The sequence below is a fragment of the Candidatus Schekmanbacteria bacterium genome (assembly GCA_016219965.1).
Taxonomy (GTDB): Bacteria; Schekmanbacteria; GWA2-38-11; order GWA2-38-11; family J061; genus JACRJM01.
This window is the reverse complement of sequence record JACRJM010000007.1, coordinates 97644-115106: the sequence shown is the minus strand read 5'-3', so window position 1 is coordinate 115106 and position 17463 is coordinate 97644. Positions and strand designations below refer to the sequence as shown.

Below are 17463 nucleotides of genomic sequence, written 5' to 3'. Positions count from 1 at the left end.
ATGAGGAGACTTCTGGGAAAATATATATGCCGGAGCTTTTTATTATCGGCAGAACTATTTCTGCATTCTTTGGAAGCATTTCAATTTATCTAACATTCGTTTTGGGTAAAAAACTTTACAACTTTAGAGTCGGGATTCTATCAGCTCTGTTTTTTGCTTTAACAGTAGGGTTCATCCAGGCATCTCATTTTTTCACTGTTGATACAATGCTGATTTTCTTTATGCTTCTTACCATGATGTGGGCTACTGATATTTTCCAGAAAAAATATTTCAAATATTATATATTGGCAGGTGTTTCTTTAGGTTTGGCTCTCTCCGTGAAACTGACCGGAATGATACTTTTTTTGCCGTTGTTTATAGCTCATTTGCTGGCAGAAAGGAAATTCTCGTGCAGAAGCAATTTAGGAAAAATATTTTCTAAAGAATTTATCGGTTTAAGTATAATTACAGTTTCAGTATACCTTTTTTTAAATCCGTATTCTGTTTTAGATTTCAAAAACTACTGGGGATTGGATGAATCAGTAACAGTTCTTGGCAACTTTTTTTCTTTTTATCAAAATAAAGCCTATGACTGGAATGATTGGAGGTTTTCATATAATGGGAATGTCCCATACTGGTACGATATTAACAATGTTTTATTCTTTGGGATGGGCTTTGCATTAGAACTTGTTTCTGGTATCGGGATAATTTACTCCATAAAAAAAAGAGAAAAGAGTGATAAGTTTTTATTGGCATTCGTAATTCCTTTCTTCCTGATTGTTGGAAGCTGGAAAGTGACGACAATGCGATATATTCTTCCGCTAATCCCGTTTGTTATCATCCTTGGGGCACGGTTTCTAGTAGATATAAATTCAGGAGCAAGGAATAAAACCATAAAATACTTTTCTGCCTTAACTATAATTCTTGTTAGTTTATCTGTTTCTTTTTACTCTTTGTCTTATGCTAATATTTATTCAGCGCCTGATACGAGGATTCAGGCATCTGACTGGATATATGAAAATGTTAAGCCTAATTCAGTAATTGTTTTAGAAAACCAGTATCATTACACTGTACCACTTGGTTCTAATAGAGGATTAGTAGGTGTTGAGAAGTCAAAAAAACCTATATATAATGAGAAAATACTATGGGAATACACGGATAATAGGGACCAGGAATATATAAAAAATCATATCAAGGACAGATTATTGGGTGCTGATTATATAATAGTAAGTGAATGGTATTATAAAAACTATACTAACAGACTTGCATCCAAACTGGCACCAGCCCAATACAACCTCTACAAGGATTTATTTTCAGAAGCTCTTGGCTACAGATTAATAAAGACATTTGATTCAAATCCAAATCTTCTTGGAAAGGTTATTGATGAGGCTCAGGCAGAATTATTATTTAAGGTTTTTGATCACCCGAAGATTTTTATATTCAAAAAATCATAATTGTTAAAAAAGGTTATTTCCCGAAAGATAAATCAGATACAGATATCGAGAAAAGAAATTTCTTATATCATGAGAAGAAATGCTAAAATCCTTAAAATAGATTTTAGGGGAATCTAAATGAAGAATCTTAGTATTACTGCTTTTTGTCCATGCTACAATGATGGTGGAACTATTGGAAGCATGGTTATTCTTATGGATGAGACCTGCAGGAAACTCACTGACGATTATGAGATTATAGTTGTAGATGATGGGAGCTCGGATCATAGCCGGAATATACTTGATGAATTAAAACTGAAATACAGCAAATTGAAAGTAATTCTGCATGAAAAGAACAGAGGATATGGAGGAGCGCTTCGTTCAGGATTTACAGCTGCATCTAAAGATATGATATTTTATACAGACGGGGACTTCCAGTATGATGTAACTGAACTCGAACTATTATATAATGCAATGAAAAACGGAATTGATGTTGTAAATGGTTACAAAATAGAGAGGTCAGATCCCCTTCACAGAAAGATTATTGGCAGATTATATCATTACATGATGAAAGTGATGTTTGGATTGAAAATACGTGATGTGGACTGCGATTTCCGGCTTATAAGAAGGAATGTATTCGATAAAATAAAGCTTACTTATGACAGCGGGGTCATATGCCTTGAAATGGTTAAGAAGATACAGGATGCTGGTTTTCAATTTGCCGAAGTACCTGTAAATCACTATTTCAGAGCTTATGGTAAATCCCAATTTTTTAATTTCAGAAGAATATTTAATGTTGGTATTAACGTATTGCAGTTATGGTGGAAACTGGTTGTTCTAAAGGGGAGCACAAGTGGAAGATAATCTCAAAGAATTTTACGCTCGAAAAAAAATAATGATTACGGGAGGATTGGGTTTCATAGGAAGTACTCTTGCCCACCGCCTTGTGGAATTCGGGTCCGATGTCCTTCTTGTAGATTCCCTAATCCCGGACTATGGCGGGAATATATTCAACATCAATGGTATTGAAGACAGGGTAAAGGTAAACATAGCTGATATCCGGGACAGCTACGGGATGAATTATCTCGTTAGAGAGCAAGACATAATTTTCAATTTAGCTGGAACCTTGAGCCATATAGACAGCATGAGAGACCCTTTCACAGACCTTCAGGTAAATTGTGTTAGCCAGTTATCGATTCTCGATGCATGCTTAAAAAACAATCTTGATGTCAAAATCCTTTTTGCCGGTACAAGGGGTCAATATGGTAAAGCGCTCTACCTGCCGGTAGATGAAAATCATCCATTAATACCTACTGATGTGAACGGGATAAATAATACAGCAGGCGAAGCTTATCACATCCTTTACCATAAAATTTACGGATTAAGAGCGGTGTCCCTCCGCCTAACCAATACGTATGGTCAAAGACATATGATGAAACACAGTAAACAAGGGTTCCTGAACTGGTTTATCAGGCTTGCAATCGATAATCAGGACATAACCATATATGAGCCGGGCGCTCAGAAAAGAGATTTTAATTATGTTGATGATGTAGTTGAAGCAATGTTACTTGCTGCTGCTTCAGACAAGGCTGATGGAGAGATTTTTAATTTAGGGAGCGGGATCCCGGTATCAGTCAAAGAGATAGCTGAGATGATAGTCAAAATTGCCGGGACAGGACGGGTAAAGTGTATCCCATATCCTAAAGAAATAAAGGCAATAGAGATAGGTGATTATTACGCTGATTTTAGCAAGATTACTAAAACCCTTTCCTGGAAACCTAAAATATCTCTTGAAGAAGGATTAAGCAGAACAATTGAATATTACAGGAAATACAAGAAGCATTACTGGTAATAACATGAAAATTCCCTTCAATAATCTTGAAAGACAATATGAATCAATAGAACCCAAACTTAGCAAAGTCCTAAGAAATGTCTTCAAAAGCGGCTGGTTTATTTTAGGACAAAATGTTGAAGCCTTTGAAAAAGAGTTTGCAGATTATATCGGGAAAAAATACGGGATAGGGGTTGCATCTGGAACTGATGCTTTATTTCTTGCCTTACTTGCCAGTGGTATTAAAAGAGGAGATGAGGTTATTACAGTTCCGAACACCGCTATACCTACGATTGCGGCTATTTCTGCAGCAGGAGCAGTTCCTGTATTTGTTGATATAAATGAATTCTATACAATAGATACATCAAAGATTGAAAAAAAAATTTCTGATAAAACTCGGGCTATTATTCCTGTTCACCTTTATGGCCAGTCTTGTCAGATGCCTCATATCATTAATATTGCTAAAAAGTATAATCTTCAGGTAATCGAAGATTGTGCCCAGTCTCACGGAACAGAATATAAAGGAGTAAAAGTTCCATTCGGAGATATTGGATGTTTTAGCTTTTATCCCACCAAGAATTTAGGCGCTTATGGAGATGGTGGTATGATAGTTACTAATAATGAAAAATTATTTCAGAAACTTAAATTACTTAGAAATTATGGGGAAACCGCTAGATTTACCCACATTATTAAAGGGTACAATAGCAGGTTAGATGAAATACAAGCTGCCATATTAAGGATTAAACTGAAGCATTTAGACAGGTGGAATAATGGAAGAAGAAAGATTGCAAAATCATATAGCGAGCAGCTTAAAGACTTTATATTAACACCAAAAGAAGATAAAGATAGCAGGCATGTATATCATCTATATGTTGTTAGGACAGAGAGAAGAGATAAGTTAAAAGATTACCTGTACGCAAAAGGTATAGGAACAGCTATCCATTATCCTATCCCAGCGCACTTACAGAGAGGATATTCTGATCTCAGATATAAAAAAGGCGATTTCAGAACCTGCGAACAATTTTCAAAAGAGATTCTTTCCCTGCCTCTTTTCCCGGAATTAAGAGATAAAGAAATAGAATATATCTGCACTTCCATAAAAAAATTCTTTAAATAAACAAATGGAAAAAGACCATTACAGATTGATCTACCAGCAGGAAGAAAATCACTGGTGGTATAAAGGAATGTGGGTAATTACAGAATCTCTTCTGGATCAATATTACAAGGATAATAACTTGAATATCCTGGATGCGGGATGCGGGACCGGAATTAACCTTACAAAACTGAGCAAATTCGGGAAAACTTTTGGCGTAGATTTTTCAGAAGAAGCCTTGAAGTATTCAAAGGAAAGAAACCATAAAAGGATATGCAATTCTTCAATTGAATTTCTCCCGTTTAAAAACGCAAGCTTTGATCTTGTAACATCTTTTGAAGTTCTATATCACAGCGGGGTTAAAGATGATGAAAGAGCGATAAAACAATTTTATGCTGCTTGCAAAAAGAACGGAAGAGTTTTGATAAGGGTTCCTGCTTTTAAAATCCTGTTTGGTAAGCATGACCTTGTAGTACATGGGATACGAAGATATAGGAAAAATGAATTGAAAGATATTTTGACAAGGGCAGGGTTTGAAATAGAAAAAATATCATATCTTGATTTCTTTTTGTTTTTCCCGGCTTTGGTTATTAGATTGATTCAAAGAATTTCAAAATCGGAAAAGGAGTCTGATATAAAACCTACTAATAACTTATTAAACAATATCCTCTATTATATCCTTAAATTCGAATCTTATTATCTAAGAAAATTCAATTTTCCTTTCGGAATATCGTTGCTTTGCATTGCGAGAAAAACTGATTAGAAAACTTTTTTATCTATTAAAGAAACAACACAGACCGTCTTAACTATTTTATATAGCCTAAGGACCGTAATTCATTTAAACCCTTTTTATCCAGTTTGACGGTTTCTTTTTTTGCAGACCAAGGCAATAAAGAGGCTGCCATATCCATGTTTTTTGTCCAATCAGTAAGCTGACTTTTCATTTCTAAATAATCACCCATATATTCTTTTAAATTGACCAAATTCTTTTGTTCACTTTTGTCAGCATTTAAATCATAAAACTCTTCACCAATAAGAGGCCGTGGAAAGAATTCTCCTTTATTTCCAGTCTTCCTGATTGCATCTTGAATTTCATCTGCTTTTAAATAGGATTTAATCAGCTTGTTATTTTTTTTTCGAATAGCCTTGATTGCTACTTTTTCATTCTCGACAATATTAACTTCGCTATACAGAGCCCTATCTTCATGTGGTTGATTATTCATGTTATTCTTAACGATATTCATTAGATCAATCCCTTGGAATTCTTTTTCAATTGGTGATCCTGAAATTGATAAAATAGTTGGAGCGATATCAATTGTACTCACAGGTTCCTGGACCTTAATTCCTTTTGTATTTTTAGGATTGTATAAAATGAGAGGGACTTTTAGAACTTCGTCATATAGAGAAGCCCCATGGCTCATTGAACCATGTTCTTTAAATTCTTCTCCATGATCGGAAGTTAAGATTATCGCAGTTTTATTGAGCAAACCCATAGAATCCAAAGTGTTCAGGAGAACTCCGATTTGAGAGTCAACATATCCTATTTCTCCATCGTATAGTGCTATTATACGTTCCAGGTCTTCCCTGGAAATCGTCTCCTTTGGGGATCTGAGTCTCAAAGATTCTTGTATTAAATCATCTCTTGAAATATCAGTTTTTTTTGAACTGAATTCAGGGCTGAATATTTTGTCATATGGGGACGGAGGATCATATGTTGCATGAACGTCAAAATAATGGATAAATAAAAAGAACTTTTCGCTTTGTTTAAGTTCTTCAAGAAGTAAAATAGCTTTTTTAGTTATCGATTCTGCTGTTGGATTCGGAGTAGCTTTACTTTCATAATCTTCTATGTATTCCTGAAATCCTCGATTAAATCCGAAGAAAGATTTAAGCCATGACACACTTATTACTCCTGCTGTCGTATATTGATTTCTTATGAGTGCTTCAGCAATTGTAACCCGTGTATCATCGATTCTGTCTTTGGCTCCTGATACCCTGTGCAGGCTGGGATAAAGGGAGGTCATAATTGATACGTGTGATGGAAGTGTCCAGGGAGCAGCAGCAAACACATTTTTAAAAATAATACTTTTTCCAGCTAACCGATCTATATTCGGAGTAGTATTCCTTGAATATCCGTAACATCCTAAGTGGTCATCTCTAAGTGTATCAATGGAAATGAGTATGATGTTTAATCCCTCATTCCTTGATTGTAAGAAGCCTGTAGATAAGTTAATAGAAAAAAGCAAAACAAGGATTAGCCAAAAACTCTTACACTCAAAGTTCATTGAAGATAACTTTTGTTTCCCGCGTATCCCTGTTAAAATGCAAATAATGGAATAAACTAATCCAAGTATAATTCCCACAAGAAACCCAATTAATGTAAAAGCTGATAAAGTTGAAATGACAAATAGGAAATATTGAAATATCCCATTTGAAGGGAATATTCTTTCTAACAATTGACCATTATAACCAAGATAAACTCTGAATCCGGTTATTAAAGATTTGGGGAGAACAGAGTGGTAGTTTGATAAGAGATTAAAAGGTTTACCCAAATTACCTTGCATGAAACGAACAAGCAAAAGTATAATTGCAATGCCAAATGAGATTATAAGTCCCAAATAGGCCGGAAGTAATATTTTTTTCTTCATATGGATAAAAAAGATATTATTTATTATTAATATTGATATACTATCGCAGTGATATTTGGAAGGCTTTTTTTAAATGAGTAAACAACTACTTGCAGGACAAATTCTCTAGACTTTTACAATTACTTTGTAACTTCTTGGGGTTAGAAGAAGAGAAAGAATTGAAAAACGATCTTTGTTAAAATAGTTGATGTTTGGACTATTATAATTCTAATTAATCAGCCTAAACCACTTATGAATAGGTGGTGGCGTGTGAAAGCGGGGTGCTGAAAAAAATAAAACTTTAAAATATATGGAAACTATGGAAAATATTAAGGACAGACAATTCAAGGCAGATATATCCCTGTATTTAGGACTCTTTCTTCTCTCAGTAGCTACTTTAACATTAGAAATATTACAGACAAGAATTGCTTCAATACTTCTATGGCCGTTATCTGTCTATTTTGTTATAAGCCTGGCGTTGCTTGGTTTTGGTGCAAGCGGGGCGTGTATTTCTGTATTTCATTCTTTTTTTAGAAAAAGAGTGTTCGAAAGTCTTGTAGGTAGCTCGATTGGATTTTCTTTGAGTATACTTTTGTTTTTTGCTGCTATCCCTATTTTTAACCAGGTAAGCAGTCATGAAAGTTTTGGATTGCTTACTTTTCTTTCAGTTATCCTCGGACTTCCATTCTTTTTTGCCGGGCTTTGTGTATCCCTGATACTGTCACTATGGGTAAAAGAAATTAATAAGCTTTACTTTGTAAACCTTGTTGGCTCAGGAATTGGAAGCGTTGTAATTTTAAAAACTTTGACGGATTTTAGCGGAGAAACTAATTTATTCATTGTCTCTATAACTGCAAGCCTTGTCGCACTGATATTTTCATTTAAGCTTTCCAAAAAATATTCTCTGCTCATTGCTATTTACACGATAGTAGTGGCCCTCACTATGCAAAATTCAATTTTCTACGATAAAATTGTTCCTATTGTAACAAAAGAACTAAAACAGATGAATAGATTTCATCCTGAGAGAAAACATGAATATCAGAAATGGGATCCAATAGCTCGAGTTGACGTTGCATATTTGAAAGATGACTATATCTATTTACCTGAAAAAATAGCGTATAAGATGGTTTTTCAAGATGGCGATGCCCCTTCAATTATCCTTAACTTTAATAAAGATTTTGATAAAGCAGATTTCACAGATCAGACCATACTTGGGATTCCTTACTGGATAAAAAATGAACCGGAAGTTTTAATTATTGGCATAGGAGGAGGTCCTGATGTTGCAACTGCGTTACATTTTAAATCAAAGAAAATAACGGGAGTTGAGATTAACAAACGGATGATAGAAATTGTCAAAAACAATTTTAAGGATTTTGCAGGACGTCCTTATGAAAGAAATAACGTTAATATATTTCATGCTGAAGGAAGACATTTTACAAAACTTTCCAGAGAAAAATATGACATAATTCAATTAACCGGAGTTGATACATATATTGCTTCTTTTGGCGGGACTCAGAACCTATCTGAAAGTTACTTGTATACTACAGAAGCTTTAAGAAATTATTTCGCCCATCTAAAAGATAATGGAGTTATTTCTATCACATACCCTAATTGGGGTGCAGGAATCCGCCTGTTCGTTATGGCATTCGATGTATTAAAAGACTTAGGAATCAATAATCCGGAAGGACATCTAATCGTTTCTGAAAGCTGTGGATTTGTCAATATAATGATTAAAAATACTCCATTCACAAATGATGAAATTGATATGGTGGAAAGCCATTTCACGAAGGAGATGTATGGGATATATTTCCCTTTATTTTATAAGCTTTGGGGTGGAGAATATCCTAAATCTTTTTTTAGTGAAAATAAAGTTCTATATAAACCACACTCGACTATAGAAAATGATTATCTCCGCTATTATAAAGATTGGTCTGTAGGAAAATCAGAAGAATTTATTAAATCTTATCCAAAAAATATTTCGCCGGTTTCAGATACATCTCCCTTTTTCTTTGTTCAAGACAAATGGGGTTCTCATACCCCAATCTTTAACACTTTCTTAAGAATGCTGGCGGTCTTAACTATGCTTACATTGCTCTTTATCCTTCTCCCTTTATATATTTTAAAAAAGGATGGGCTCCAAATTAAAGACAATATCTCTATAATTATCTATTTTCTGGGATTAGGCGCAGGATATATGTTTATAGAAATTGCTTTTCTGCAAAAAGCTATTTTGTTTTTAGGTCATCCATCTTTTTCTATTGCTATTACACTTCTTATCCTTCTTATAGCCTCAGGCGTAGGGAGCCTGTATTCTAAAAAATTTGAGATTTGCAAGTCGTTAATAATAATTCCTATAGTTTTGCTTTCTATATTTATTTTAGGTTATATACTTTTTCTTGGGAAAATATTTAATACCTTCCTTAGTTATTCATTTTTAGTGCGCTCTTTAATAACAGCTTTGGTTCTGTTCCCTTCGGGGTTTTTAATGGGAATCCCATTCCCAACAGGTCTAAAAATAGTTGGCAAAAAATATGATGACTTTGTTCCCTGGGCTTGGGGAATCAATGCAAGTGCATCAGTAATCGGTGCAATTCTTGCGCCTTTTATAGCAATGAACCTTGGATTCAATGCAGTTTTTTACATAGCGGCTATAATTTATCTTTTGGGAATGGCAGGAATGTTGTTGTTCAGTAAAAATATTTTGAGAGCTAATTAGAATATTCTATTTTTAATAACACTTGTTTTGGATCAGCATGATATAGAGCATCTATTCCTGATTCCCAGATCTCCTTTGTTGTTCCAAACTCTTTCATTTTTATTAATTTAATTTTACTACTTTCTTTGAAAAGGCCTAATCTCCAACCTATTTCTGTTTTCTCGTTATACAGGTAGGGCAGTACAATATATTTAACACCCTTGCTCTTCAGATATGGAGCTGGATTTCCTGATAATAGATAGGGTATAAAGCATCTATCTATCAATCCTCCGAGGTCAACGATATTATGATTCGAAAAATATTTAATGGCACCTATATCAAAGGCTGCAACCTTTTCATCTGCGGGAATATATTTTTTTAAATATAATGCCATTTCCCTGTGAGTATTGTTGATATGGAATATGCTAACCTTTGTTACGTCTGACCAGAATAAAGAGTTATTCAAAAAAATAAACGTTAATATTAAGGATACAAATGACATTGCTGCTGTATGAATTTTCCGCTTCTTAATAAGCCATTCAATTGTAAATTTGGCTCCCAAAATCATAGATAGGGACAGGAGAAGGTAATTTAGGGGCTGGTATCTGCCTGCATGCCCCAAAGCAGGAAGAAAAATAATATATAATAAGTTTAATCCTAAAGACCATATGAATAGAAGAAAGATACTTCCTTTTTTTTTAGACCCTTTGCTGAATAATCCGTCTTTTATAATTCCTGAAAATCCGATCAGAAGGAAGAAAAAAAGAAGATAATTTTCTCCATTTATAAATAAGTTTTTCAGCAAACTTCCTGATTCATTGATTCCAAAGGTATATTGCTTTATCCTGAAATACCATGCACATATAAATTCCCATGCCCTGTTTAAATCCAAATAAAAAGATTTATCATGCAATTCATAGAGCCATCTCCTCCCAATAAATGTACTCTGGAGAAAACTGCCGCTTATATAATAATTTATAGACGCAGATATGCCAAAAAAAATTGCAGGGAGTATAATTAAAAATATTATTCCTTTCTCTTCTTTTTTATTAATTAGGTTGTATATTCCTATTATTGTTAAGATGAGAAAGAGACCTAATCCTTCAGGTCTGGTTAATGCTAAGAACCCACAAAATAAACCGGTGATAATATATTTTTTCTCTGAAAAAAAATAAATTGAAGCAATTGAAAGAAAATAAAATAAAAATACTTCCATTCCGGAGAGCATAAAAAAAAGTACATTACCGGTAATTGAAAATAGAATTACAATGATACATGTAGTTAACTCATCTGTTTCTTCTTTAAGTAATTTATATAGAAAAAACCCTGTGAGGAAATATAGTAGGATGTTAATTGCTAATGTATAATACACAGGATTTACTTTAAAAAATGCAAAGTTTAGAGCAAGGATAACTGTCCACAGTAAACTGGTTGAACCGGTTGTTAATTCCCCCCGGTTAAATGAAAGTTCAAAGTGCTCTCCTAAATTTTTTGCAATGCTTTGATGAATCCATGCGTCATCAAGAGGGAAGCCTGCATTTTCATATAAATCCGTTTTATATATGAAAACAAACAGAATAATAATTTGGCAGCATAAAATTAAGAGATATTTTTTATAGGTATTCATTATAAGAACCAATTGTATGATAAATATTTTTACTGGATATAAGCAAGGGTTTTTAGACCTTCTTTGGTCTGTTCATCAATTATTATTTTTCTAAAAATCCTCTTGGTTTTTGTCAAATTAATAAAGTGATTCAATTTGTTAGGACTCTTAAAAAACCAGATATATCGTAGATGATAGCTAACAGGAAAAAAAATGTTTTTGGTAAGATAAATACAAGGACATTTGGATTATTTCTATGATTTATAATTTCTTTATGATAAAATCTAATTGCGTTCTCCGTGTATGAAAATGAATAAATATATAGGCAACAGATAAAAGGATAACAAAATTAAAGTAGAAAAATTCATTATGAATAAACGAACGTCCATTTATGTTAAAAATCTAACATAAAAGAAGGTAACTTACAATTTGAAAAGAAATACCAGAATAAATGAATACTGAAAAGCCCCTTAAAAAAATACTTTTCGGGATTTTCCTTATCTGTTTTTCAACTCTTTTCTTAGAAGTAACTTTAAGCAGAATCTTCTCCGTTACAATGTGGTATCATTTTGCCTTCATGGCTATATCCTTGGCACTCTTTGGAATGAGTTGCAGTGGAATTATTATATATATCTTAAAAGACCGTTTAATCAATGAGAGAACACCAGAATTTTTAGCTTTATCATCCCTTATGTTTCCTGTATCGCTTTTAATATCCTTCATAGTTTATATCAACTTGCCTTTTTCTTTGAAATTCGACACAAAGACTTTTTTTATGTTTTTAATAATCTACTTTATAATTTCCATTCCCTTTTTCATAAGCGGTTTAATTGTATCTTTGACTTTTGCCTCCAACTTCAAGCATATAAGCAAGCTTTATTTCTCTGACCTTTTAGGGGCAAGCCTAGGATGCATATCATTAATACCAATTCTTTCATACATTAGTGCTCCCAACGCGATTATTTTTGTAGCCCTCTTGGGATCTATTGCTTCTGTGTTTTTCTGCTCTGCATCAGATAATAAAAGGTTATTTTTGTTATCCATAGGACTAACTGTTTTTTCTATCAGTTTTTTAATCTATGGTATTATTGAAAACCCTCTCAAGATTAAATATACAAAAGCCTATAAAGAATATGGTTACATCTATGAGAAGTGGAATCCACTTGCAAGGATAACTGTGTACTCATCTTTTCCTTTTGAAGGAGAAACTAACAAGCCTTTTGGCTGGGGACTGAGCAATACGTTTAAAGGTTTTAAACCAAAAGAGATGTGGATAGAACAGGATGCCTCTGCGGGGACTCCAATTGTTGAGTTTGATGGAGACATTGAAAAAATTAAATTCCTTTCTTATGATATAACGGCTTTAGCGTATTACTTAAAACAAAATCCAAAGGTTTTAATAATAGGACCAGGTGGGGGAAGAGACGTCTTAACTGCTTTCTCTTTTGGATCAAAGAAAATAACAGGTGTTGAAATTAATCCTAATATTATTGATGTCGTAAAAAACAGATATAAGGAGTTTACTGGTAATCTTTATAACAGAAAAGAAGTAGAAATAATAAAAGATGAAGGGAGAAGTTATATTTCAAGAAGCCAGGACAATTACGATTTAATACAATTGTCCCTTGTGGATTCATGGGCTGCAATCTCTGCAGGCGCCTTTATATTAACTGAAAATAATCTTTACACCAAAGAGGCTTTTGCTTCTTATTATGACCATCTTGCAGAAAATGGTGTTTTAACCATGTCAAGGTGGTTTTTCACCGGACTACCGGGAGAAACTCTTAGGTTAGTTTCCTTAGGACTGAAAACTTTAGAGGATGCAGGTGTTAAAGATCCATCAAAACATATAATGGTTGTTAAAAAATCCCATTTTATGAACTTCGAAGGAGTCCCTGATGGTGTAGCCACATTTATAATGAAAAAATCAGCATTTGGAGATGAAGAAATAAATGTAATTGAAGACCTTTGTAGTAAATTAGGATTTGAAATAGTCTATACGCCGAGAACTTGCAATGAAGAAAGTTTTAAAAATCTTATTTATGCTAAGAATTTGAATAGTTTTTTTGACTCATTTCCCATTGACATATCTCCGCCAACAGATGACAGGCCATTTTTCTTCCATATGCTAAAAATCAAAAACTTTTATAAGTTAAATTTATCTCAGGGGATGATGTCAATTCATTTGAGAGCTGTTACGGTTCTTGGGACACTGTTAATCATTATTACTATTCTATCCATAATATTTATATTTGGACCGCTTCTGCTTTTTAAGAAGAATGAAATAAAAAAATTCAAAGGGAAGGTAAGGCTACTCTTGTATTTTGCCTGTTTAGGTTTGGGATTCATGATGATTGAAATCTCCCTGATTCAGCAGTTTATACTCTTTCTCGGACACCCTTTATACTCTTTTTCAGTTTTTCTTTTTTCCCTTCTTCTTTTTAGCAGTTTGGGAAGCTTCTCAACAGAATATTTTAATAAAATAGCCATCAAAAATAAACTACAAATAATTCTGATGTCAGTAGTGCTGATAGTATTGCTTTACATATTCATACTTCCTAAAATAATGGGATATTTCCTGGGGATAGATATACTCTATAAAATAATCATAACTGTTGGATTATTAGCTCCCTTAGGATTTTTTATGGGAATGCCATTCCCTTTAGGGATAAAACTATTAGAAAATGATTCTCCTGAAATCATACCGTGGGTATGGGGGATTAACGGAGCTACTTCAGTTCTTGCAACCATTTTATCAACGACAGTTGCAATTATTTATGGCTTTTCTTTAGCGTTAATCTTTGGTGCAGTTACATACGTTATTTCAATCTTATTAGTAAGATTTTATAAATCTCAGCCAACCTAAGCCTAATATTTAAAAAATGATTACAAAAGGGATTTCGTTTTGTATTTTTATTATATCTATTTTTCCATTCAGCATTTTCCTATCAAAGGATAAAAGCTACCTTTACTCATGGATGGAAAGAACTCCTAAGCAATTTGTTCTTGGCTCTACTGCTCTTGTTTTATTATTTATAGTACTTTCAAAGTTCCCAAAAGATAAATATCCATTATTTCTTTCAAAGATTCTAAAAGAATATTTTCAATCTCGTTACATCATACTTGTGTCAATAGTCATTATTTTCCTTTCCAGTAACCTAATCTCTTTATTGATTTTTGAGCATATTCCCCATATTCAGGATAGTATTTGCCAATTGTTTCAGGCTAAAATATTTTTATCCGGCAACTTATATACATCACCTCCAGTTCATAAGGATTTTTTCCGTTTCCTTTATATAATAGATAATAATAAATGGTATTCGCAGTATCCACCGGCCCATTCCTTTTTCTTGATGCTTGGACTTTTGTTCAATGCTCCATGGTTAATTAATCCAATTTTCGGGGCTATTTCAGCAATTGTTCTTTATAAAATAGGCAAAGAAGTTTATGATTTGAAAACATCAAACTTAAGCCTTCTTCTTTTCACTGCTTCTCCCTTTCTAATCTTCATGTCCTCAGAGTATATGAACCATGCATCAACCATGTTTTTTATCCTGCTTTTTGTACTGTATTTTATTAAGATGATAAAAACTTCTTCTCCTATCCCTGCATTTATTTCGGGACTCGCTCTGGGAATTGCCCTGAATATCAGACCGCTGGAAGTTGTTGCTATAGGATTTCCCTTTATGGTGTATTTATTGTACATTTTTCTGAGAGATAAAAACTTTTGGAAAGCCTTCATATCAATTGCTCTGGGATTTTCACTGATGTTTTTTGTTCTTTTGACTTATAATTATTTAACTAACGGAAACCCTCTGCTGTTTGGCTACAATGTCTATGAAAATAAAAGCAATCTCTTTGGATTTGTTGAAATCCCTTCTGAGGGTTTAAAGCATACTCCGCTCAAGGGATTTTTTAATACTCTCAATAACCTTTATGCCATAAATAAATATCTCTTTGAATGGCCTATCCCATCCTTAACATTTATATTTATATTTTTCTTTTTGAAAAATAAAAGAAATCACTGGGATAAACTTTTTATTTTAAGTTCAATCTCTCTTTTAATATTCTATTTTTTTTATTATTTCCCCTATATGACCTTCGGTCCGAGATTCTTATATTCTTCTATGCCCTTTCTTGTATTGCTGACAGCAAGAGGAGTTTTATGCATCCCTGAGAAAATGGCTGAAAAAAGTTATATATGCAAAGAATCTTGTGAAATTGCCATAATGTTAATAATCTCAATTAGCATTATTTTTATGATTAGCTTTTCTTTGCCAAAACTTCTTAATGAATATTCTGACTATTTTGGAGTAGATAAAAAATTGTATGAATCAGTAGAAAAACTTAAAATTCATAATGCAGTGGTTTTTATTGATACATCGGCGACTAATTACAGTATAGGATTCCAGTATAACTCACCGGAATTAGATACTGATGTTATATACGCAAGGGATCTTGGCAGGAAAAACATAGAATTGATGAATGACTTTCCTTCCATGAGTTATTATTTGTATCGTAAGAATGAAAAAACACAAAGATTTGAACTTATCCCGTTATCTGCCGGAGTAACTTATTGAGATCCGCTTATTCCAAATTATCTGATCTCTCGTCTATTACTGTTATCCTTATTATAGCTTTAATACTTAAAATTCCTATCCTGCTAAACCCTACATGGTCCTTCTCAGGAGATGAAGGGATTGTGGGGCTTATGGCAAAGCATATCCTTCAAGGTTCTTTCCCGATATACTTTTATGGACAAGCATATTGGGGAAGTTTTGAGGCTTTTATAGCATCTTTCTTTTTTCTCATACTTGGAGTCAACCCATTTGCCTTAAAACTTGCACCTCTTCTTCTTTTCATTCTTTTTATTATATCCCAATATTTTCTTGTAAAGATGCTTTTTGATAAAAAGACAGCTTTCTTATCAGCTTTGTTGTCAGCAAGCGCACCATCAGCCTTAAATATGTGGAGTTCAAAGGCAGGAAGTCATATTGGCAATCTTTTTTTAGGAACTCTATTTTTCTTTCTTTGCCTAAAATACACAGAAGCTAATGAAGAAAATAAGAAATATTACATAACTCTATTAGGTATCTATACGGGGTTTTGCTATTGGACAGATGAAATGATCTTTTACTACATCATTCCAATGTTCATATATCTTATCAGCAGATATAAATTTAATAATGTAAAATATTTTTTATCAAATTTAAAAACATCTTATCTTTTTTATTTCTTTGGCTTCCTGATTGGCGCTTCTCCAGTTTTTTATTATAGGTTATTTGACAATAGCTATACGATTACAGCTTCAACTTTGAATGTTTCTTTAGGGCAGATTGCCTTAAAGATTCCTGTGTTTTTTAAGCTTTTTACCTACATGACAGGGTATCTGGAAAAACAGAGTTTCTTTATTCAATCTCTTGAGAATATTTATCTGTTTCTTATTTTTGTATCAATTGCCTTTTGCTTTTATTTTTTCAGGAAAGATTTTAAGTCCCTGTTTGTCGGTAGCGACAACACTGTTTCAAAAGAGTTTATAATTATCCTTCAATTCATCTTTGTCCCAATTATTTTTATACTTACTCCAGTCAATCCAGACATACAGCTAAGGACAAGACTTTTACTACCAATATATACTTCTCTGCCAGTTATTATAAGCATATTTTATTTTGAGCTAAAGAAAAAATACAAATGGATTGCTATTGTAACTTTATCAATTATTTTATTGAGTTTAGGTATTGAAAAATATAATTTCTATTATAAAGAATTTAAGCTTATTAACAGAAATCTATCAGTAAAACATTTCCATGACGACAAGGAACCCTTGATAAACTATTTGAAATCAATTAATCTACAAGGAGGGTATGCGAGTTTCTGGTTGGCTTATGAAATAACTTTTAGAGCTAACGAATCCATAATAATTTATCCGCTTTGGGGAAGGGACAAATATCCACAATACTTTGATTATGTAATGTCCTTAAAAAATCCTTTTTATATTTATAGCATTCGAGAAACATATCTGAATAGTTTCGAATCTATGTTAAAAAAAGATGGTGTTAAATATTTTAAAAAGCAAATTGGAAATTATGTTTTATTTTATGATTTAAACACTAAATATGACCACAAACCTTTGCCGAGAAATATATTCGTAACAGAGTTTTGGGGAGATTTAAAGACTGAAAAGGCAGTAATCAATTAATAA

11 protein-coding genes are annotated in these 17463 nt (G+C 33.0%); 9 read left to right on the top strand and 2 right to left on the bottom strand.

What is annotated here, in order from left to right:
- The first annotated feature begins 26 nt into the window (after positions 1 to 26).
- The 5 genes from HZA77_08990 to HZA77_08970 all read left to right on the top strand — a co-directional run bounded on the left by HZA77_08990 (position 27) and on the right by HZA77_08970 (position 5096).
- Positions 27 to 1433 (top strand): phospholipid carrier-dependent glycosyltransferase, encoded by a 1407-nt coding sequence (locus HZA77_08990; GenBank protein MBI5375558.1) that lies wholly within the window; start codon positions 27 to 29, stop codon positions 1431 to 1433.
- A gap of 117 nt (positions 1434 to 1550) precedes the next feature.
- Positions 1551 to 2273 (top strand): glycosyltransferase family 2 protein, encoded by a 723-nt coding sequence (locus HZA77_08985; GenBank protein ID MBI5375557.1) that lies wholly within the window; start codon positions 1551 to 1553, stop codon positions 2271 to 2273.
- Positions 2274 to 2304: 31 nt separating this feature from the next.
- A complete protein-coding gene (locus tag HZA77_08980) occupies positions 2305 to 3261 on the top strand; it encodes a GDP-mannose 4,6-dehydratase (GenBank protein ID MBI5375556.1) in 957 nt (318 codons plus the stop codon).
- A 4-nt stretch (positions 3262 to 3265) separates the two neighbouring features.
- Positions 3266 to 4357, top strand: coding sequence for a DegT/DnrJ/EryC1/StrS family aminotransferase (locus HZA77_08975; protein MBI5375555.1), 1092 nt, complete (start codon positions 3266 to 3268; stop codon positions 4355 to 4357).
- A gap of 4 nt (positions 4358 to 4361) precedes the next feature.
- Positions 4362 to 5096 carry a class I SAM-dependent methyltransferase gene (locus HZA77_08970; protein MBI5375554.1) on the top strand — a complete coding sequence of 245 codons (735 nt, stop codon included), beginning with the start codon at positions 4362 to 4364 and terminating at the stop codon, positions 5094 to 5096.
- 43 nt (positions 5097 to 5139) lie between these two features.
- Here HZA77_08970 and HZA77_08965 read toward each other — a convergent pair whose 3' ends face one another.
- Positions 5140 to 6981, bottom strand: a complete 1842-nt coding sequence (locus HZA77_08965) for a sulfatase (protein ID MBI5375553.1) — start codon at positions 6979 to 6981, stop codon at positions 5140 to 5142.
- A gap of 298 nt (positions 6982 to 7279) precedes the next feature.
- On the opposite strand from HZA77_08965, the gene HZA77_08960 reads away from it, so the two are divergent.
- On the top strand, positions 7280 to 9676 hold the full coding sequence (locus HZA77_08960; protein MBI5375552.1) for a hypothetical protein: 2397 nt from the start codon (positions 7280 to 7282) through the stop codon (positions 9674 to 9676).
- Here the strand turns inward: HZA77_08960 and HZA77_08955 are convergent.
- Entirely contained in the window at positions 9669 to 11282 is a 1614-nt protein-coding gene (locus HZA77_08955) for a hypothetical protein (protein MBI5375551.1), read from the bottom strand. The two genes, HZA77_08960 and HZA77_08955, sit on opposite strands and share 8 nt — an antisense overlap.
- 430 nt (positions 11283 to 11712) lie before the next feature.
- Here HZA77_08955 and HZA77_08950 point away from each other — a divergent pair, with 430 nt between their 5' ends.
- The 3 genes from HZA77_08950 to HZA77_08940 all read left to right on the top strand — a co-directional run bounded on the left by HZA77_08950 (position 11713) and on the right by HZA77_08940 (position 17460).
- A complete protein-coding gene (locus HZA77_08950; GenBank protein MBI5375550.1) occupies positions 11713 to 14127 on the top strand; it encodes a hypothetical protein in 2415 nt (804 codons plus the stop codon).
- Between the two features lie 349 nt (positions 14128 to 14476).
- Complete coding sequence (locus tag HZA77_08945) at positions 14477 to 15841, top strand: glycosyltransferase family 39 protein (GenBank protein MBI5375549.1); 1365 nt, start codon at positions 14477 to 14479, stop codon at positions 15839 to 15841.
- Positions 15838 to 17460 carry a glycosyltransferase family 39 protein gene (locus HZA77_08940; protein ID MBI5375548.1) on the top strand — a complete coding sequence of 541 codons (1623 nt, stop codon included), beginning with the start codon at positions 15838 to 15840 and terminating at the stop codon, positions 17458 to 17460. The genes HZA77_08945 and HZA77_08940 overlap by 4 nt, the downstream gene beginning before the upstream one ends.
- Positions 17461 to 17463: the final 3 nt, after the last annotated feature.

Excerpts from the sequence above, each read along its gene's own strand:
- HZA77_08960 (MBI5375552.1), top strand. The coding sequence starts at position 7,280 with ATGGAAAATATTAAGGACAGACAATTCAAGGCAGATATATCCCTGTAT.
- HZA77_08950 (MBI5375550.1), top strand. The coding sequence starts at position 11,713 with ATGAATACTGAAAAGCCCCTTAAAAAAATACTTTTCGGGATTTTCCTT.
- HZA77_08955 (MBI5375551.1), bottom strand. The coding sequence starts at position 11,282 with ATGAATACCTATAAAAAATATCTCTTAATTTTATGCTGCCAAATTATT.
- HZA77_08980 (MBI5375556.1), top strand. The coding sequence starts at position 2,305 with ATGATTACGGGAGGATTGGGTTTCATAGGAAGTACTCTTGCCCACCGC.
- HZA77_08975 (MBI5375555.1), top strand. The coding sequence starts at position 3,266 with ATGAAAATTCCCTTCAATAATCTTGAAAGACAATATGAATCAATAGAA.
- HZA77_08965 (MBI5375553.1), bottom strand. The coding sequence starts at position 6,981 with ATGAAGAAAAAAATATTACTTCCGGCCTATTTGGGACTTATAATCTCA.
- HZA77_08970 (MBI5375554.1), top strand. The coding sequence starts at position 4,362 with ATGGAAAAAGACCATTACAGATTGATCTACCAGCAGGAAGAAAATCAC.
- HZA77_08990 (MBI5375558.1), top strand. The coding sequence starts at position 27 with ATGCCGGAGCTTTTTATTATCGGCAGAACTATTTCTGCATTCTTTGGA.
- HZA77_08985 (MBI5375557.1), top strand. The coding sequence starts at position 1,551 with ATGAAGAATCTTAGTATTACTGCTTTTTGTCCATGCTACAATGATGGT.